Consider the following 16,371-nt stretch of genomic DNA (forward strand, 5'->3'; position numbering starts at 1 on the left):
TACTGGTACTAATTGACCACAACAAACACCAACACACTGGTGTAACAACAAAAAAGAGAGTAAAGAAACATAGTCACCGTCGTGACCGCGTCCACTATGCAGTATCTGACACAACACCCACCCCAGGTGGGCACCCAACAAGTAAGGGTATGTGCTTCGCATGTTTGTCGGTGGTCAATAGCTGCAGGGAAACGCCCGGTCCCATTCCGAACCCGGAAGCTAAGCCTGCACACGCTGATGGTACTGCAACCGGGAGGCTGTGGGAGAGTAAGTCACCGCCGACACCAAACAACAACAAACAACAAAATACAGAAACAACAAAGAAGGAGACGGACAACCACCGCCTCCTTCTCTTTATGTTTTGCTATTCTCCTCACCATGGACCAAAAGCAAATTTCTTATGTGGCGGACCAGGTTGAGCAAGGAATTCTTGGACTCGAAGGCGTCGATAAGCTCCTGGCTTATTTGGATAGCTTGCATCCGGATGATTTGGTCGGCGTGGATTTCCTCGTTGACCGCATGTTTGAGGAGGAGCGTAACCAGATATGGGAGCTCACGGAAACGCTGAAGGAGTTTCACGCGGATTTGAAGGAAAGCCTGAAGTAGTGCAGACGCTTGTCGAAGCAACCAACACCCTTGTAAACCCCTCAGGTTTGAATCTGACTGACCCCGACGATTCACGGGCGTACGCCGACCAGGTGTGGCAGGCGGGTGTGCTTTTGAATTTGGCAATTGATGAGCCTCAACACCTGCCCAGCGAAGACGTCAAGTCAATAGAGCCTTGCGACGTCTTCCCGGTCGCGCAACGGGCGCTAGAAGAGCTTCTGCTACAGTTGCCGCTGGTTAATGATCCAGTTGGGTCCGTGATCTGGTGCGCGGGGCGCTTGGCCCAGGAACTACCTCAGGCCGCCCAATTGGCCCAGGTTGACGGTCTGCGCTTGGCCGAGTGGCTTTTGGGCGTTCTCGAGTCGCCGTATGCGGAGCAGGTTTATATCGACCCCGTACAGTACGCGGAGGCTTTAGGGCCTGAAGGCCTCAAAGAGCTGCGCGAGCGTGCGCAGGGTGAGTATGTCGGTCGTCGGTTAGCGGTGCTTTCCGGTTCTGTCGAGGAGGTATTTCGTACCCACACGGACGGATACGAGCAGCTCATTAGCGGGCTTTCGGAGATCGGCCGGTTCGACCTTGCTTACACGTACTCGGAAGAAGCGATGCGAATCCTTCCCGCTGAGGAAACGTTCAACATTGCTGGTGGTTGGGCCGCGATTACCGACGTCCATTTTCCTCACCGCAGCCCTTATGTCAATGAGCGAGTTTTCGACGCGTTTCCATGGCTTTCGACAGCGAAAGGACTTTTTGTGGCGGTGGGGGATAGCGCAGTGGAGCACATCGAGGCTCGGCTGCGTGATAAGCCCTGGGATCTTGCAATGTTTCAGTATCAGTGCCTACGCGATCCGAAACGAGCATGGGCGACAGCCTCGGACGCCGGGCTCCAACGCAATGTGGCAGAACTACTTTTTCCGCACCTGCGGGTCGAAACCATTCCCGTTCTTATGCAGCTTATCGAGGAGAAGCTGGAAACAGAAGATGCCTTTGGTCGCGACCAAGCGTATGGGTTGCTCGGGAAAGTTCAGAAAGTAGCTGACCCGGCTTCATTTGAGGACTTCTTAGGACGCCTACAGCGAAAGTTTGCTGACTGCCCTGAAATTCGCAACCAGCTTGCCGACGCCGCCCAACCCTAAACCCTTCCTTTTACCCCCGCTGGCGGGTGTGGTGCGACTCTGGGAATCCCTGCGGATTTAGGGCACCCTATTCGAACACAAACACCCCCACTAAGGCCACATGTCCTTAATCCGGGTTACTATAAAGGCACTTGTTAGAAAACACGTACGAACCCTGTTCTTCTCTGCTGGAGTGCCCCATCCATGACTGCCACACTCGCCCCGCCCGAAACAGATACCACCCTCGACTACCCCGGCACCCTCCTTATCGGCGACCAGTCCGACGCTTACCACCTAGACGACGGTGATGTGCCAGAGGCCTTTTATACCACCAATGCACCCGGAAACCACATTGGTAAAGCCGGCACCTATACGCGTAAAACCTCCTGGTTTCTTTTTCGCGCGATCCTCCCGCAACTAGACGAGGATGTTGACCTAAGCCTGACCGGCCTGGCTAGAGATCTCGGCATCTCTTACTCGAAGCTCCTCGGATACATCCGCGCCCACTTCCGCATCCGCCAACTACCCCTAGTCACCGAAGTACAAGGCCACCACTGGATACTCGACCTTAACAAGCTGCGCATCATCGACCGCGAACTCAAGCGCCTAGAAGACAACCTAGACCACCTCGAAGCCATCGACGCCGCACTCGCAGACTTCCTCACCCCCACCACACCCAACCAAACAGTACCCACCGATGCTGATCTGCGCCGATTTATCCGCACCTTCATCGACTGCCACCTGCGCCCCGAAGACAAAGAACAACAACCCCAACCACGACTGCGCATCAACTACAACCCAGATAACACCACCACATTCACACTTACCTGCGATAGTGCGACCGCCACCATCATCGCCCGCCACATCGACGCCTACACCAACCAAGCCGCAACCACCGCCGCACAAGGCCTCATCGACCTGATCCTCGAAGACACCCACACCAGCGTCGCTATCAACACGTTCACCACTAACGACAACGCCAACCTGGTCTTTCACCCCGGTGCCGGATGGATAAACCTCAACCACGCCCCTGCAGACAACACCTTCATCCGCCGACTTAAAGCCGACGAGATAGACTCCTACACCCCCAACACCGACATCCGCGCCTACACCCAAGGCAGAGACGCCACCTGCCGCTGGCCCGACTGCACCGTCCCCGCCACCAGGTGCCAACTCGACCACCGCATCGAATACCACTACGGCGGGCCCACCAGCCCAGACAACCTAGTAAACCTCTGCCAACACCACCACAACATCAAAACCGACCGCAGAATCCACTACATCCTCGACCCCATCACCGGCACCATCGCCTGGCTCCACCACGACGGCACCTACCAACTAGACCACCCCACCGGACCACTAGCCACACACCACACACACTGGAACCACACCTGGGCCCAATACCTCACACACCAACAACAAAGAACAAAAAGAAGGGAGGGCTAGGGAGTAGACCGGAGCCTGCGGTGTTGTGACCAGGAGAACGGTCGTGCCGGCTTCTCTCATGCCGTTTTCCTCCTCAGGGATGATGTCGGCCGGAGATCACGGTCGCTAGACTTAAGTAGGTAATTTCCCATTTACAAGGAGAACTTGTCTCATGACTGATGCTGCGGCTCGCGCCGTTGACTTGTTTAAGCAATACGGAAGCGATGACACAGCCGTCGTCGCTCTTGATCATGTATCCATTGAATTCGGTAAGAACGAATTCACTGCGATCATGGGCCCATCGGGTTCCGGTAAGTCGACGCTGATGCACACCATGGCTGGTCTCGATTCAGCGACCTCCGGATCAGCATTTATCGGTGATACCGATATTTCTGCGCTCAATGACAAAGACATTACGGCGCTGCGTCGTGACCGGCTGGGCTTTATTTTCCAGTCCTTTAACCTTGTGCCTACGCTGACTGCGGCGGAAAACATTACGCTGCCTACGGATATTGCAGGTAAGGACGTCAATAAGCAGTGGTTTGAGGAGGTCACTAGCCGCCTTGGCCTAGCGGAGCGCCTGGAACATCGCCCAGCTGAATTGTCTGGCGGACAGCAGCAGCGCGTGGCCTGTGCTCGTGCATTGGTTTCTCGGCCGGAAATCATCTTCGGCGATGAGCCAACGGGCAACCTGGATTCGAATTCTTCGGCCGAGGTGCTCGACATTTTGCGAACCGCGGTGGATAAGGACAACCAAACAGTGGTCATCGTGACGCACGATGCCAAGGCCGCCTCGTATGCGGACCGGGTGGTTTTCCTTGCTGACGGCAAGCTTGTGAATGAGTTGCACAATCCGACGATGGAGGCCATTCACCAGGTAATGGCGGAGATTGAGGGCTAAATGGCACGCGGAAACGCAATGCGCAGAGTATCTCTGCGTAATATTGTGGCGCATAAGTTGCGCCTTGGGCTGACGATTCTTGCGGTGGTTTTGGGCACTGCGTTTATTGCCGGCTCGTTTATGTTTACCAATTCGCTGAAGTCTACGTTTGAGGCCGCCGTGGATAATCAGTTCCGCGGCGTGGATGCAGTGGTGAGCCAAAAGGACGACAATGGCGCGAAACTGGATGACAAGTTGCGCCAAAAGTTGGCCGACGATAAGGATGTCAAGAACATCAATATCGCGGATTCGGAGACCGTTGTCGCGGCCGATGAGAACTCGGAGGCCTATCAAACCCAGGGCGGCACGGCCAGCGTTGTCCCGTTCTACCCAGAAGACAAGGTCGTTGGTGGCGCCGATGAGCTGAAGGAGGGCGAGGAGCCTAGCGGTAAGAACGAGGTCCTCGTCAACTCTTCCGCGGCAGACAAATACGACATTTCCGTGGGCCAGAAGCTGACTGTGGTTCACCCTGATGAGCAGGATACGGTGACGGTTTCTGGCATCTCGGAGCCCGCGGTCGACCAGGGCGAGAGCATCGTGCTGAGCATGGCTGAAAAAGATTACCTGGAGCGCTACGGTGAGCCGAGCCAGCTCAAGGTTTCTGCAGCCGATGGAGTGGATGCGAATGCCTTGGTGGACCATCTGAATGAGAAGTATGAAGTCGAAGCGGAGTCGGGTGAGCGCCTGGCTGAGGAGACCTCGGAGATGATGTCTTCTGCTTTGAAGTTCATCAATTACTTCCTCATCGCGTTCGGCCTAATTGCGCTGCTAGTGGGCACCTTCATCATTGCAAATACTTTCTCGATGATTGTCGCACAGCGCACCAAGGAGTTTGCTCTCTTGCGTGCGCTGGGTGCTTCCCGTCGCCAGATCACAAACTCGGTGGTGGTGGAGTCCGCCATTGTTGGTGTTCTGGGGTCCATAGTTGGCGTGGTTGCTGGTATGGGGTTGGTCGCAATCATTAAGGCAGTCATGAGCGCGCAGGGAATGCCTCTCGATGGCGGCTTGGGCCTGAGCGTTTCGGCAATCGTAGTTCCAATCATTTTGGGCACTATCGTGACGGTTGTATCTGCGTGGGCGCCGGCACGGCGCGCGGGCCGCGTGCAGCCGGTTGAGGCAATGCGCACTACCGAATCTGCTTCTGGAACTTCCCTGAAGGTACGCACGATTTTCGGTGCCATTATCTTGCTGGTGGGTATTGTGGCGGCGTTGGCAGGCGTGCTTTCCGACGGCGAGACGAACGTCCGCGCCATCCTCGTCGGCGTCGGCGCATTCGGTGTCATCGTGGGATTCTTCCTAGCCGGCCCTGCTTTGTCGCTGCCTTTGGTGCCGACGGTGGGCAAGGCAATCGGTAAGCCGTTCGGCGCCATCGGTTCGTTGGCGGCTACCAACTCTCGTCGCAATCCGCGCCGCACCGCCGCCACTGCCTTCGCGCTAACTTTGGGTGTGGCCCTAGTGACCGCTATTGGCATGCTGGGCGCAACTATGAAGTCCTCCGTGGCCGATACCGTGGAGCAAAACATCACCTCTGATTACCTGCTTTCCGGTCCTAGCTCTGGTGAGTTCCCGACGCCGAAGGACACGGGTAAACGCGCGGCGGAGGCCGAGGGCGTCGATAAGGTGATTACCGTCGGTATGGCTCCGGTGGCCGTCGATGGTCAGGCATCGATGGATTATGGTCCACAATTCCAGCAAACGATGACTGCGGATGGAGATCCGTCGTCGATGATTGCGCTCGATATGGTCGAGGGTGATGCCAACTTGGAGAAGGGCTTCATTGCTACCGAGGACTTTGCCAAGGAACACGGGTGGAAGGTAGGAGAGACCTACAAGGTTACTTCTGCGGAAAAGGATAAGAAGGCAGAGGCGGAGCTGGTCGGTACCTTTAAGCCCACCGATGTAGTGCAGAATATGATGCTTTCGCAGGATGTGGCGGAAAAGGTCGCACCGAAGAAGTCCTTCACCGTCCAAATGGTGGGCGTCTTGGGTCAAGAAGGCTATGACAAGGAAGAGCTGCGCCATAATCTGGAGGATGCGGTCAAGGATTTGGTTGTGGTCCAGGTTAATTCTGGTGAGGAGTATGCCGGCCAGGCGGCTGGCTTTATCGACCAGATGCTTTCCGTCCTGTATGGCCTGCTTGCCCTTGCGGTGATTATTGCCGTGCTGGGAATTGTCAATACCCTGACCCTGGGTGTTATTGAGCGCCGCCAAGAGATCGGCATGTTGCGTGCCGTGGGTACGCAGCGCCGCCAGATCCGCACGATGATCACTCTTGAATCAGTGCAGATTGCGCTCTTCGGCGCGGTGATGGGCATCCTTATTGGCTTGGGCCTCGGTTGGTCTTTCATCGAGATACTTGGCGATGAGGGACTGGACTCTGCGCAGATTCCGTGGGCGATGGTGCTCATCATGCTGGTGGGCTCGGCCATCGTGGGTATTATCGCGGCCGTGTGGCCGTCGAACCGTGCGGCAAAGACACCGCCATTGGAGGCAATCGCAGACTAGGTATACAGCTAATGGTCTCATTCTTCGCGCGGAGAATGAGACCATTTTGCTTATATGCCGTGATAAATGCGTGCCGCCCAGATGGTGCCGCGCCAGGCTAAAACGATGCCGAGGCCGATGGTCCAGAAGAGATATTTGCTAAGCCGCCACCACTCCTTGCGTTTGATCATTTCTCCCAGTTCCTTCGCCAATGTGGACCAGGTGGACAGGCCGCCGGCTAGGCCGAGGGCGAGGAAGGGGTGGATAAGGGGGGCGTCGGCAAGCTGGGCGAAACCATAGGCCAGGCCAAGGGCTAGGGAGCCCAAAATATTCGCCACGAAAGTGCAGTAGGGGGCGGGCACAAGCCGAGTAAAGCCATAGCGCAGGCTGCCACCAACGAAGCCGCCGAGAAGGACCCAGATAAGATTCATCGCAGCTTGTCACCTGCCAGGTAGCCGCCCACGCAGCCGATAATGGTGGCTAGGGCATAGACTAAAGCGATGGTCCAATGGGCCTCGGAAGTCAGGAAAGCGAAGGTGGCAAAGCTAGTGAAACCGCCGAGCACGCCGGTGCCCCAAAAAGGGCCGGGGCGGAAGTAGCCCATGAGCGCGCTGCCGAGAATATTAATGATGAGCAGCGGGATCATGCCGCCGCCGAGCGCTACGGAAAGCAAGTATCTGGCAGCCGCACCGAGCGCAGCGCCAGCACCCACGACGAGGAATTGAGGCATGCGGCCTATGTTACTTCCAGTTCATCCCTTGGGACTCTACGAACGCGCGCACCTCATCCACTGGCTTATTGAGCTTGGGGTCGAAGGCTAGGTAGGCCTTGGTCTCGCGGGCCACAAGGCCGGAGAGGAGGAGCAAGCCAATGAGGTTCGGGATGGCGATGAGACCGTTAGCCAGATCGGAGAAGGTCCAAGCGAGCTCGAGTTCCGAGACGGAGCCGACAAAAAGGAGACAGGCGAAGAACATGCGGTAGGGGATGGAAGCTTTGCGCCCGCACAGGGATTCCAGGGAACGCTCGCCGTAATACGCCCAGGCCATGATGGTGGAAAAGGCAAAGAAAATAATGGAGAGCGAAACGATGGTGCCGCCCCAATCTCCCGGCAGTACGCGGGAGAAGGCCTCGGCCGTCATGATTCCGGCCTCGTCGCGGCCCATATCCCAGGTGCCGCCTACAACAATGACCAAGCCGGTGATGGTGACCACGATGATGGTGTCGATGAAGGTCTGGGTCATCGATACCAACCCCTGGCGCGCTGGGTGCGGGGTCTTGGCGGCCGCGGCGGCGATGGCGGCGGAGCCCATGCCGGACTCATTGGAGAAAATGCCGCGGGCAACACCGTATTGAATGGCCATCATGATGGTGGAGCCCACGAACCCGCCACCTGCGGCGGTGCCGGTGAAGGCATCGCTGAAGATCATGGCGAAGGCTGCGGGGATCTCCGTGGCGTGCGAGAAGATCACATAGAGCCCGCCCAGGACGTAGACGATGATCATCAACGGGACGAAGGCGGCGGTAATGCGCCCAATGGCCTGGATTCCGCCGAGGAGCACGGAGCCCACCAAGACGAAGAGGATCGCGCCGGTGGCCGCCGGGGCGATGCCGAACGTCGATTCCATATTGGTGGCCACAGCATTGGCTTGGGCGAGGTTGCCGATGCCAAAGGACGCGCAAATTGCAAAGATGGCAAAGAATACTGCTAGTACCGAGCCGAGTGGTCCGGGGATGCCACGCTTCAGGTACTGCTGCGGCCCACCGGACATCTCGCCCTTGGAATCCGTGGTGCGAAAACGCACGCCCAGGTAGGCCTCGGTGTACTTGGAAGCCATGCCTACGAGGCCGGTAATCCAGATCCATACCAGTGCGCCAGGGCCACCGATGGACAGCGCCGTGGCCACGCCGACGATATTTCCCACGCCTACGGTGGCGGCAAGGGCGGTGGTCAGCGCCTGATAATTGGAAATATCACCCTCGGTGGACTCATCGTCAGAGTCTGTGGCAAAGATGTGACGCATCGCGCGGCCCAGCGCTCGGAATTGGAGTCCGCCCAAACGAATGGTCAGCCACAGGCCGGTTCCTAGGAGGAGGGGAATGAGGATGAACGGTCCCCACACCACAGTGCTGATGGCGGAGAGGATGGAATTAAGCGAGTCCATTCTGTAAATCTAGCGAACTATAGAAATGGAGTAAATTTGCCTATACCCCCAGCCGGGGGAATATTCGTCCTGCGCAACCGCAGCAGAGCAGGCAAGCTGGAAGGGTATCCCAACCCAACCCCCTCAAGGAGCACGCCATGGCCCACGAGCGCGCCGGCACACTGGCACAACCATCGGACCTCATCGATATCGCGGAACTGGTTACCGCCTATTACACCCGTACCCCGGATGCGGATAACCCGGATCAGCAGGTGTCCTTCGGAACCTCTGGCCACCGCGGCTCCGCGCTCGATTGCGCTTTTAATGAGGCTCATATCCTAGCGATTACCCAGGCCATTGTGGATTACCGTGCGGAGCAAGGCGTTGCTGGGGCGATTTTTGTCGGCCGCGATACCCACGCGCTGTCCGAGCCTGCCATGGTCTCCGCCCTCGAGGTGCTGCTAGCCAACGGTTTGGAGGTTCGCGTTGATGACCGCGGCCGCTACACGCCGACGCCGGCGATCTCCCACGCTATCCTGACCCACCCTGGCACCGATGGCATCGTGATTACTCCGTCCCATAATCCTCCCCGCGATGGCGGTTTCAAATACAACCCGCCTACCGGCGGCCCGGCCGACGCTCAGGCTACCGATTGGATTGCTGGCCGCGCGAACAAGTACTTGCGCGCCGGGCTGGAGGGCGTCAAGCGAACGCCTGTCGACGGCGTGCTGGACGAGCGCTGCATCAAGCATGACTACGTACACAACTACGTGGCTGACCTTAAGAATGTGGTGGATATGCAGGCTATTAAAGATTCCGGCCTGCGCATCGGCGCAGATCCCATGGGTGGTGCCTCCGTGGATTATTGGCAGGCCATCGCGGATCATTATGAGCTCAATATGACGGTTGTGAATCCGGAGGTGGATTCCACTTTCCGCTTTATGACCTTGGATACGGACGGCAAGATCCGCATGGATTGTTCTTCGCTGAATGCTATGGCCTCGCTTATCGACGCCCGCTCTAAGTTCGACCTTGCCACCGGCAACGACGCCGATGCGGACCGCCATGGCATTGTCACTCCCGATGCCGGCCTGATGAACCCCAATCACTACCTTGCCGTGGCTATCGAGTACTTCTTTAGTCACCGCCCGCAGTGGGGAAATGCCGGTGTGGGAAAGACCCTGGTGTCGTCCACCATGATTGACCGCGTGGTGGAAAGCTTGGGTCGCGAATTGGTGGAAGTTCCCGTCGGCTTCAAGTGGTTTGTGCCGGGATTGGTCGAAGGCACCATTGGTTTCGGTGGTGAGGAATCCGCCGGGGCGTCTTTCCTGCGCTTCGATGGCTCCGTGTGGTCCACCGATAAGGACGGCATTATTATGGACCTGCTCGCCGCGGAGATTACCGCCGTCACCGGCAAGACTCCGTCCCAGCGCTACGCAGAACTGGCGGAGAAATTCGGCACCCCAGCCTATGCTCGCACCGACGCCCCCGCGAACCGCGAGCAGAAGGCCATCCTCAAGAAGCTGTCTCCGGAAAAAGTTTCCGCCACGGAGCTAGCGGGCGAGGAAATCGTGGCCAAGCTGACGGAGGCTCCCGGCAACGGTGCGGCCATTGGCGGCCTGAAGGTGACGACAAAGAATGCGTGGTTTGCCGCGCGTCCTTCTGGTACGGAAGATAAATACAAAATCTATGCGGAGTCTTTCCTGGGTGAGGAACATCTCAGAAAGGTGCAAGCAGAAGCACAGGCAGTTGTTGCCAATGTTTTAAAGGGCTAACGCTAAACTCATCCTCGTGAGTAGCAAGATCAATGGGAAGCTGGCGTTCGACGTCATCAGCTTCATCGCCCGCTTTGGCATGGCCTGGGTGTGGATTGACGCCGGCGTGCATAAGCTCGGCAAAACCCTAGACATGACCCAAGCCATTAAGGGATATGACATTTTTACGCCTGATTGGGCTCTTTACCTCGCAACGGTCATCGGCCCACTGGAGGTTATTGGTGGCGTGCTCTTGCTGCTCGGGTTGTTTTTGCGAAAGTCCTCCATCGTGGCCACCATCGTGTTGCTGCTTTTTATGGTGGGCATCGCACAGGCCTGGGCCCGCGGGCTAGATATTGACTGCGGCTGCTTTGGCTATGACGCCCAAAATCCTGACCGCGGAATGGATTATGCGAAGACGCTGTTGCGCGATGTCGCGTATCTATTCTTCACTGTTTGGACTATTAAACGCCCTTTCACCAAGTTTGCCCTTCACCCCTAATAGGTGGGCAAGGTAGGCTGTATTGGTCCGAGAATTTTCAAAGGCAAGGTTCAAATGAGCAAAGTAACTGACCCGAACGCCAAGGGTGGCAACGGATTTATTTGGGGAGTCGGTGTACTTCTCGTCATCATTGCCGTTGTTATTGGCTATATCGTGTGGAACGGTAAGCAATCTGATGATGGCATCGAAGACGTCAATATGACCATGGAGTACACCGATGGTGCTATCACGCTGAAGGGCGAGAATGCTACGGACGATACCCCTGAGGTAGATCTGTACGAAGATTACTCCTGTCCACATTGCGCTGAATTGGCGCAGGCCACTGATGGCAAAATGAAGCAAGCTATCGAGGACGGTAAGCTGATCGTCCACGTGCGTACCCTCAACTTCTTAGACGGCGAGGATATTGAAAACCAAGAGGGCTACTCCACCAAGGCAGCAGCCGCAATGTCCGAGCTGGCCAAGTCCGGCGACGTCAAAACCTACTGGAATTTGCGTGATTTCCTCATGCAAAATCAACAAAGTGTCGCAAATAAGTGGGAGACCGGAGACATCGCTGACCAAGCCAAGGAACTTGGTGCGGAAGACGATGTTGTTGAGTCCATAAAGAACGTGGACATCAAGCAGGGCAATAAGGTGGCAAAGACCAACTACGACAAGTTGGATAAGGAGACCGGCTCTGTTTCCTCGCCGCGCATCATCAAGGATGGCAAGGATGTTCCATCCGAGGCTGACCAAAAGGCCGGCAAGAACCTGGGTGATTGGGTAGAGATCGTCACCCAGTAGCAGGCGATTTGGAGAGTTAAATACCCTCCATGTATATTTAAGCGAGTTGCAGCCCACAGGGTTGCACCTCGTTTGAGGGGCTATGGCGCAGCTGGTAGCGCACCACACTGGCAGTGTGGGGGTCACGGGTTCGAATCCCGTTAGCTCCACAATATAAAGGAGAGGAACATTAGTTCCTCTCCTTTTTCTTGTTGCGGTGGGCTAGAGCTTCGCTAGATCCTCATCGAGCATGAGCTGATCGATGGCGATGCCCACGGCCGCGCCGCTGCCCATCGCTTGCGAGACTTGTTCCGGTGAGCTGACCACATTGCCGGCCGCCCACAGGCGCGATACCGAGGTCTGGCCATACTCTACGCTGACCCACCCGTTGGCCGATTCGCAGCCGGCATCCCGCAGCAGTGCGTCATTGGGCAGAAAATCGGGCCCAGTAAAGCATGCTTCGTAGGTGTCTTCTCCAGCAGAACTGTGCACCTTCACGCCGGTTGGAGTCGCTTCATCTGTTTGGACCTGTGTCACCTCTGCATCGACTACTTTTACGCCCAATCCGGCGAGTTGAGTGCGATCGAGATCGGTGAGCTCAAGGCCGTTGGGGTAGAAGGTCAGCGTGTCCGTCCACGTGGACAGCAGCTTGCTGATCCGGATGGTAAAAGGCGGATTCGCGCCGCCGATGAGTGCAACCTTCTTCCCGGTGACTTCGTAGCCATGGCAGTACGGGCAGTGAAAGACCCTGGTGCCCCACAAATCGCTGAGGCCGGGAACTGTAGGGAGCTTGTCCGTGAGCCCCGTCGCGATGAGAACGTGGCGGGATTCGAGAACCTCGCCGCTGGCAAGTTTTGCCTGCCAAGGCTCGCACTCGGAAGTGCGGGTGAGTTTCTCCACCGAGCCCTGGGTAATGGTTCCGCCGAATTTCTTGACCTCCGCGTGACCGCGCTGAAGCAGTTCGGCGGGAGCCGCGCCGTCGAGGCCAAGGATGCCATGAGAATGTTCGCTGAAGCGATTGCGGGGAGCACCGGAATCGATAACCTGAACATTGCGGTTAGCGCGGGCTAACGTGATGGCCGCGGCGGTGCCGGCAAAGCCACCGCCGACGATAATGACGTCCGAGTACATTGCTCCTCCTTTATAGGAAGTGGGTAGCATGGTGCGCAGCCGAGTATATGCAGTCAACATCAAAGGGGCTCGCGCGCAGAATGAATCGTGATTCCACAGGGTTCTTTACACACGAAGCGCTCTATGGGGCGTCTCCTGTGCAAGCAGTGGGCAGGTTCTTCGTGAAATACTTCAACTTTCGTGGCCGGGCGTCCAAGAGTGAGTTTTGGTGGGTCTTTGGCTTCCTCGTACTGAGTTCTGTGGCAATCGGCATTATCGACCGGCACTTTGGCGTGAATATTGAGCCTATTGCAGAGGCGGTACTTGTGATTCCAGTCGTTTCCTTGATGTGCCGGCGCTTGCATGATTCCGGGCGGACGGGGTTGTTATGCCTGATTGGTTTCATTCCCGTGCTTGGTGGGATTGCGTTGCTCTTTATGATGGCGCTGCCCACGCGCGAGCGCGCGGCGCTTTAAAAAATACCTTGCCTGATTAGGCTGGGCGGCATGCAGACTTTTTCAAAGCGAGTACGCGACACGGATCAAGCAGGTGCCGAGGCGTCCGGACTGAGGTGGCTCGGGGAAGCCACCGAAGCGGTGGTCGACGTCGTGAGCGCCGACGGGCTAGAAATTGTTACCGAGCGCGTAGATGAGGTCATGCCCACGCCGGAGGCGGCGCGGACATTTGGTGCGGAGCTGGCGCGCATGCACCGTGCGGGAGCCGAAGCGTTTGGCGCGCCTCCTACCGGGTGGGAAGGCAAAAACTTCATCGGCAGCATCGAGCAAGACTGTATCCCGACGGATAATTGGGGCGAGTTCTACGTTAACCAGCGCGTATTGCCCTTCGCGGAACTGGCGGGGATAAGTGCGGCGCAATTGGACTTGGTAAGGCGTGCCTGCGACGCCATCGCCGCGCGCAGTTGGGATGTGGCACCGGCGCGCATCCACGGCGATCTATGGGCGGGCAATCTGCTTTTTGGGTCCGACGGCGGCATCATGATTGACCCCGCCGCTCATGGTGGGCACCCGCATACGGATTTGGGGATGTTGGCGCTTTTCGGGGCACCGTACCTCGAGGAAATCTTCCAGGGGTATGGTGCGCCGAAGGACATAGAGAAGTGGATTCCCATGCACCAACTGCACCCGTTGGCGGTGCATGCGCTTACGCACGGCGCTAGCTATAACCGGCCGCTGGAGCGCGCGGCGGCCGCAACCTTGGAGGCGCTGGGCTAAAGGTTCGGCCCCTGCGGCATGATGCGCTTATGGGCACCGCGGCGCCATAAGGTTTCGATGCGTTCGCGGGCGGCGTCGGGAACCGCCTTGCCCTCTAGGTAGTCATCGATGTGGGCGTAGGTGACGCCGAGGGCCTCTTCGTCAGGAAGCTGAGGCTTATCGTCCTCCAAGTCCGCGGTGGGAACCTTTTCCCAGGTAGAGCGCGGGGCGCCGAGGTGCTTCAGGAGGGCGGCACCTTGGCGCTTATTGAGGCCGGCCAAAGGGAGGAGATCTGCCGCGCCATCGCCCCACTTGGTAAAGAAAGCGGTGACGTTTTCCGCCGCATGGTCGGTGCCAATGACTAGCGCGCCGACCTCGCCTGCGATGGCGTATTGGGCGGTCATGCGCAGGCGCGCTTTGGTATTGCCGCGGTTGAAATCGGTGACGTCGGCAAGCTGCAATGCATCCGCCACCTGCTCGTCGAGGGCCAGGGTGGCCGGCTTGATATCGACGGTGGGGCGGTGATCGGGCTGGATGAAATCTAAGGCAATCTGGGCATCGTCCTCATCGGCCTGCACGCCGTGGGGTAGGCGCACGGCCCAAAACTCCGCGCCGTCGACGCGCTCCACCGCCAGCTGCGCAAGCTTTCCCGCCAAGGTGGAGTCTTGGCCGCCGGAGATACCCAGCACGTAGCCTTTAGCGCCGGTGGTGCGCAGGTAATCAACCAGGAAACCCACGCGGCGCTGCACTTCGGCTTCTGGATCGATAAAGGGGCGCACACCCAGGGCTTTTATGATGGTTTGCTGCAGATTTTCGGCATCGTTCGACATGACGTTCATGGTAGCCGCCTGACACAATATTGTGCTGTGAATAAGGAAGTTTATGTCAAGGTAGTAGCTGGCATAGCGGCCCTGGGCGGGCTGCTATTTGGATACGACACCGGCGTGATGTCCGGTGCCTTGCTTTTTATTAGCCCCGCATTCGATATGAGCGCGCACCAAGAGGGGTGGGTGACCTCGATGCTGCTCGTGGGTGCTGCAGTAGGGGCGCTGACGGCCGGGCGCATCGCCGATAGATTCGGCCGGCGGCTTACGCTGATTGCCGGCGGCATCATTTTCGTGCTGGGTTCCATCTGGTGTGCGCTTTCCGGCTCGGTGGGAATGCTGGCAACGGCGCGCGCCTTTTTGGGCTTTGCCGTGGGTGCAGTCTCCATCGTGTCCCCCATGTACATCGCGGAGATCGTGCCGGCCAAGGTGCGCGGGCGCATGGTCTCGCTCAATACCCTAGCGATTGTGGTGGGCCAGTTGATGGCCTACCTGGTCAACTCCGCGCTGGCTTCTACCGGTAGCTGGGAGTGGATGCTGGGCCTAGCCGCCGTGCCGGGCCTGGCGCTGGCGCTCGGAATGGCTTTCCTGCCAGAGACGCCGGTATGGCTGGCAACCAACGGGCGCATGTCCCGCGCCCAAGAGATTGCCGGGCGCGCCGGGATGGATATCTTCGAGCTGACCTCGCAGGAGACCGCGCGAAAGTCCAGTGGATCCGAATGGAAGGCGCTGAAGGCCAATCGGTGGATGCAGATTACGGTGCTGCTTGCCATGCTAATGGGGCTGACGCAGCAGATTACCGGCGTCAACGCCATTGTGTACTTCGCGCCGACCATGATGAACCAGGTGGGGATTTCCACGGCCAACTCGGTTTATACCTCCATCGTTATCGGCACGGTATCCGTGCTGGCTTGCTGGGTGGGGCTCAAGGTCGTGGACCGCATTGGGCGAAAGCGACTATTGCTTACGGGTCTGACCGGCAACGTGGTCTCGCTGTTTATCCTCTCCTTTGCCTATTCCCATGCGCAGGACTCCACCGCCATGGCGATGGTCTCGTTGGTCTTTATGGCGCTGTTTATCGCCTTCCAGCAGGCTGCAGTGTCGCCCACTACCTGGCTACTCATCTCCGAGCTGGTGCCGCTGCAGGTGCGCGGCCTAGGCATGGGCATTGCGGGGCTCTCGCTATGGGCCACCAACTGGGCCGTGGCGCAGTACTTCCTGCCGCTAGTGGAGTGGCTGACCGGCCCGGTGGCGTTTATCGTCTTCGGAGTCTTTGGTCTCATTGCCATCGGCTACACCAAGGTTTTGGTTCCAGAGACTATGGGACGTAGCCTGGATGAGGTAGGCGAGGAGATGAAGTCGCGCTACGAGCGCGAGTCCGCACCCGTGAAGCCTTAGTGTTTTGGTATTGACGGCCGTGTGAGGTAACATTTTTCCTCGTGTCATGGCTGGGGATTCCCAGTCCGTGCTTTACTTATTCAACCGCATGTAGATTGC

16 protein-coding genes, 1 tRNA gene and 1 rRNA gene are annotated in these 16,371 nt (G+C 57.9%); 13 read left to right on the top strand and 5 right to left on the bottom strand.

The genetic code is table 11. From position 1 onward, the window contains the following. The first annotated feature begins 166 nt into the window (after positions 1-166). The 6 genes from rrf (at position 167) to QP971_RS09455 (ending at position 6,588) form a co-directional block, all read left to right on the top strand. Positions 167-284, top strand: a 5S ribosomal RNA gene (gene rrf / locus QP971_RS09430). A gap of 94 nt (positions 285-378) precedes the next feature. Further along, entirely contained in the window at positions 379-606 is a 228-nt protein-coding gene (locus tag QP971_RS09435) for a tRNA 2-thiouridine-synthesizing protein (RefSeq protein WP_284811923.1), read from the top strand. Next, positions 606-1,739: a hypothetical protein gene (locus QP971_RS09440; protein ID WP_284811924.1), complete on the top strand. Its 1,134-nt coding sequence runs from the start codon at positions 606-608 to the stop codon at positions 1,737-1,739. Before QP971_RS09435 ends, QP971_RS09440 begins: the two co-directional genes overlap by 1 nt. Positions 1,740-1,922: 183 nt before the next feature. Further along, the gene (locus QP971_RS09445; protein ID WP_284821772.1) at positions 1,923-3,164 is read left to right on the top strand and encodes an HNH endonuclease signature motif containing protein; all 1,242 of its coding nucleotides are present in this window, start codon (positions 1,923-1,925) and stop codon (positions 3,162-3,164) included. A gap of 151 nt (positions 3,165-3,315) precedes the next feature. Further along, on the top strand, positions 3,316-4,044 hold the full coding sequence (locus QP971_RS09450) for an ABC transporter ATP-binding protein (RefSeq protein ID WP_239274292.1): 729 nt from the start codon (positions 3,316-3,318) through the stop codon (positions 4,042-4,044). Continuing rightward, on the top strand, positions 4,045-6,588 hold the full coding sequence (locus QP971_RS09455) for an ABC transporter permease (protein ID WP_284811591.1): 2,544 nt from the start codon (positions 4,045-4,047) through the stop codon (positions 6,586-6,588). It abuts the gene before it with no gap. Positions 6,589-6,638: 50 nt separating this feature from the next. On the opposite strand, the gene QP971_RS09460 is transcribed toward QP971_RS09455, so the two are convergent. From QP971_RS09460 to QP971_RS09470, 3 genes are read right to left on the bottom strand one after another with little or no spacing between them, the layout of a single operon-like run. Then, entirely contained in the window at positions 6,639-6,998 is a 360-nt protein-coding gene (locus tag QP971_RS09460; protein ID WP_239274294.1) for a FluC/FEX family fluoride channel, read from the bottom strand. After that, entirely contained in the window at positions 6,995-7,297 is a 303-nt protein-coding gene (locus QP971_RS09465; RefSeq protein WP_269953659.1) for a fluoride efflux transporter family protein, read from the bottom strand. Before QP971_RS09465 ends, QP971_RS09460 begins: the two co-directional genes overlap by 4 nt. Positions 7,298-7,307: 10 nt before the next feature. Continuing rightward, positions 7,308-8,729, bottom strand: a complete 1,422-nt coding sequence (locus QP971_RS09470; protein ID WP_239274296.1) for an alanine/glycine:cation symporter family protein — start codon at positions 8,727-8,729, stop codon at positions 7,308-7,310. A 137-nt stretch (positions 8,730-8,866) separates the two neighbouring features. On the opposite strand from QP971_RS09470, the gene pgm reads away from it, so the two are divergent. The 4 genes from pgm (at position 8,867) to QP971_RS09490 (ending at position 11,899) form a co-directional block, all read left to right on the top strand. After that, on the top strand, positions 8,867-10,483 hold the full coding sequence (gene pgm, locus QP971_RS09475) for a phosphoglucomutase (alpha-D-glucose-1,6-bisphosphate-dependent) (protein WP_284811588.1): 1,617 nt from the start codon (positions 8,867-8,869) through the stop codon (positions 10,481-10,483). 16 nt (positions 10,484-10,499) lie between these two features. Further along, entirely contained in the window at positions 10,500-10,964 is a 465-nt protein-coding gene (locus tag QP971_RS09480) for a MauE/DoxX family redox-associated membrane protein (protein ID WP_239274298.1), read from the top strand. Between the two features lie 54 nt (positions 10,965-11,018). Beyond that, on the top strand, positions 11,019-11,750 hold the full coding sequence (locus QP971_RS09485; protein WP_269953657.1) for a DsbA family protein: 732 nt from the start codon (positions 11,019-11,021) through the stop codon (positions 11,748-11,750). A 76-nt stretch (positions 11,751-11,826) separates the two neighbouring features. Continuing rightward, positions 11,827-11,899: transfer RNA gene (locus QP971_RS09490), tRNA-Ala, on the top strand. A gap of 52 nt (positions 11,900-11,951) precedes the next feature. Here QP971_RS09490 and QP971_RS09495 read toward each other — a convergent pair. After that, entirely contained in the window at positions 11,952-12,860 is a 909-nt protein-coding gene (locus QP971_RS09495) for an NAD(P)/FAD-dependent oxidoreductase (protein WP_269953656.1), read from the bottom strand. A gap of 80 nt (positions 12,861-12,940) precedes the next feature. Here QP971_RS09495 and QP971_RS09500 point away from each other — a divergent pair, with 80 nt between their 5' ends. Continuing rightward, positions 12,941-13,315 carry a DUF805 domain-containing protein gene (locus tag QP971_RS09500; RefSeq protein ID WP_239274304.1) on the top strand — a complete coding sequence of 125 codons (375 nt, stop codon included), beginning with the start codon at positions 12,941-12,943 and terminating at the stop codon, positions 13,313-13,315. A gap of 30 nt (positions 13,316-13,345) precedes the next feature. Further along, on the top strand, positions 13,346-14,071 hold the full coding sequence (locus QP971_RS09505; protein WP_269953655.1) for a fructosamine kinase family protein: 726 nt from the start codon (positions 13,346-13,348) through the stop codon (positions 14,069-14,071). On the opposite strand, the gene nadE is transcribed toward QP971_RS09505, so the two are convergent. After that, positions 14,068-14,889, bottom strand: coding sequence for an NAD(+) synthase (gene nadE, locus QP971_RS09510; RefSeq protein ID WP_284811584.1), 822 nt, complete (start codon positions 14,887-14,889; stop codon positions 14,068-14,070). The genes QP971_RS09505 and nadE overlap by 4 nt on opposite strands. Positions 14,890-14,916: 27 nt before the next feature. Here nadE and QP971_RS09515 point away from each other — a divergent pair, with 27 nt between their 5' ends. Further along, a complete protein-coding gene (locus QP971_RS09515; RefSeq protein WP_284811582.1) occupies positions 14,917-16,272 on the top strand; it encodes a sugar porter family MFS transporter in 1,356 nt (451 codons plus the stop codon). The last annotated feature ends 99 nt before the right edge of the window (positions 16,273-16,371 follow it).

The organism is Corynebacterium marquesiae (assembly GCF_030229635.1).
GTDB classification, from domain to species: domain Bacteria; phylum Actinomycetota; class Actinomycetes; order Mycobacteriales; family Mycobacteriaceae; genus Corynebacterium; species Corynebacterium marquesiae.

Bases quoted from the DNA above. Each gene is read 5' to 3' on its own strand.
- QP971_RS09435 (WP_284811923.1), top strand. From the start codon at position 379: ATGGACCAAAAGCAAATTTCTTATGTGGCGGACCAGGTTGAGCAAGGA.
- QP971_RS09445 (WP_284821772.1), top strand. From the start codon at position 1,923: ATGACTGCCACACTCGCCCCGCCCGAAACAGATACCACCCTCGACTAC.
- QP971_RS09450 (WP_239274292.1), top strand. From the start codon at position 3,316: ATGACTGATGCTGCGGCTCGCGCCGTTGACTTGTTTAAGCAATACGGA.
- QP971_RS09455 (WP_284811591.1), top strand. From the start codon at position 4,045: ATGGCACGCGGAAACGCAATGCGCAGAGTATCTCTGCGTAATATTGTG.
- QP971_RS09460 (WP_239274294.1), bottom strand. From the start codon at position 6,998: ATGAATCTTATCTGGGTCCTTCTCGGCGGCTTCGTTGGTGGCAGCCTG.
- QP971_RS09465 (WP_269953659.1), bottom strand. From the start codon at position 7,297: ATGCCTCAATTCCTCGTCGTGGGTGCTGGCGCTGCGCTCGGTGCGGCT.
- QP971_RS09470 (WP_239274296.1), bottom strand. From the start codon at position 8,729: ATGGACTCGCTTAATTCCATCCTCTCCGCCATCAGCACTGTGGTGTGG.
- pgm (WP_284811588.1), top strand. From the start codon at position 8,867: ATGGCCCACGAGCGCGCCGGCACACTGGCACAACCATCGGACCTCATC.
- QP971_RS09485 (WP_269953657.1), top strand. From the start codon at position 11,019: ATGAGCAAAGTAACTGACCCGAACGCCAAGGGTGGCAACGGATTTATT.
- QP971_RS09495 (WP_269953656.1), bottom strand. From the start codon at position 12,860: ATGTACTCGGACGTCATTATCGTCGGCGGTGGCTTTGCCGGCACCGCC.
- QP971_RS09500 (WP_239274304.1), top strand. From the start codon at position 12,941: ATGAATCGTGATTCCACAGGGTTCTTTACACACGAAGCGCTCTATGGG.
- QP971_RS09505 (WP_269953655.1), top strand. From the start codon at position 13,346: ATGCAGACTTTTTCAAAGCGAGTACGCGACACGGATCAAGCAGGTGCC.
- nadE (WP_284811584.1), bottom strand. From the start codon at position 14,889: ATGAACGTCATGTCGAACGATGCCGAAAATCTGCAGCAAACCATCATA.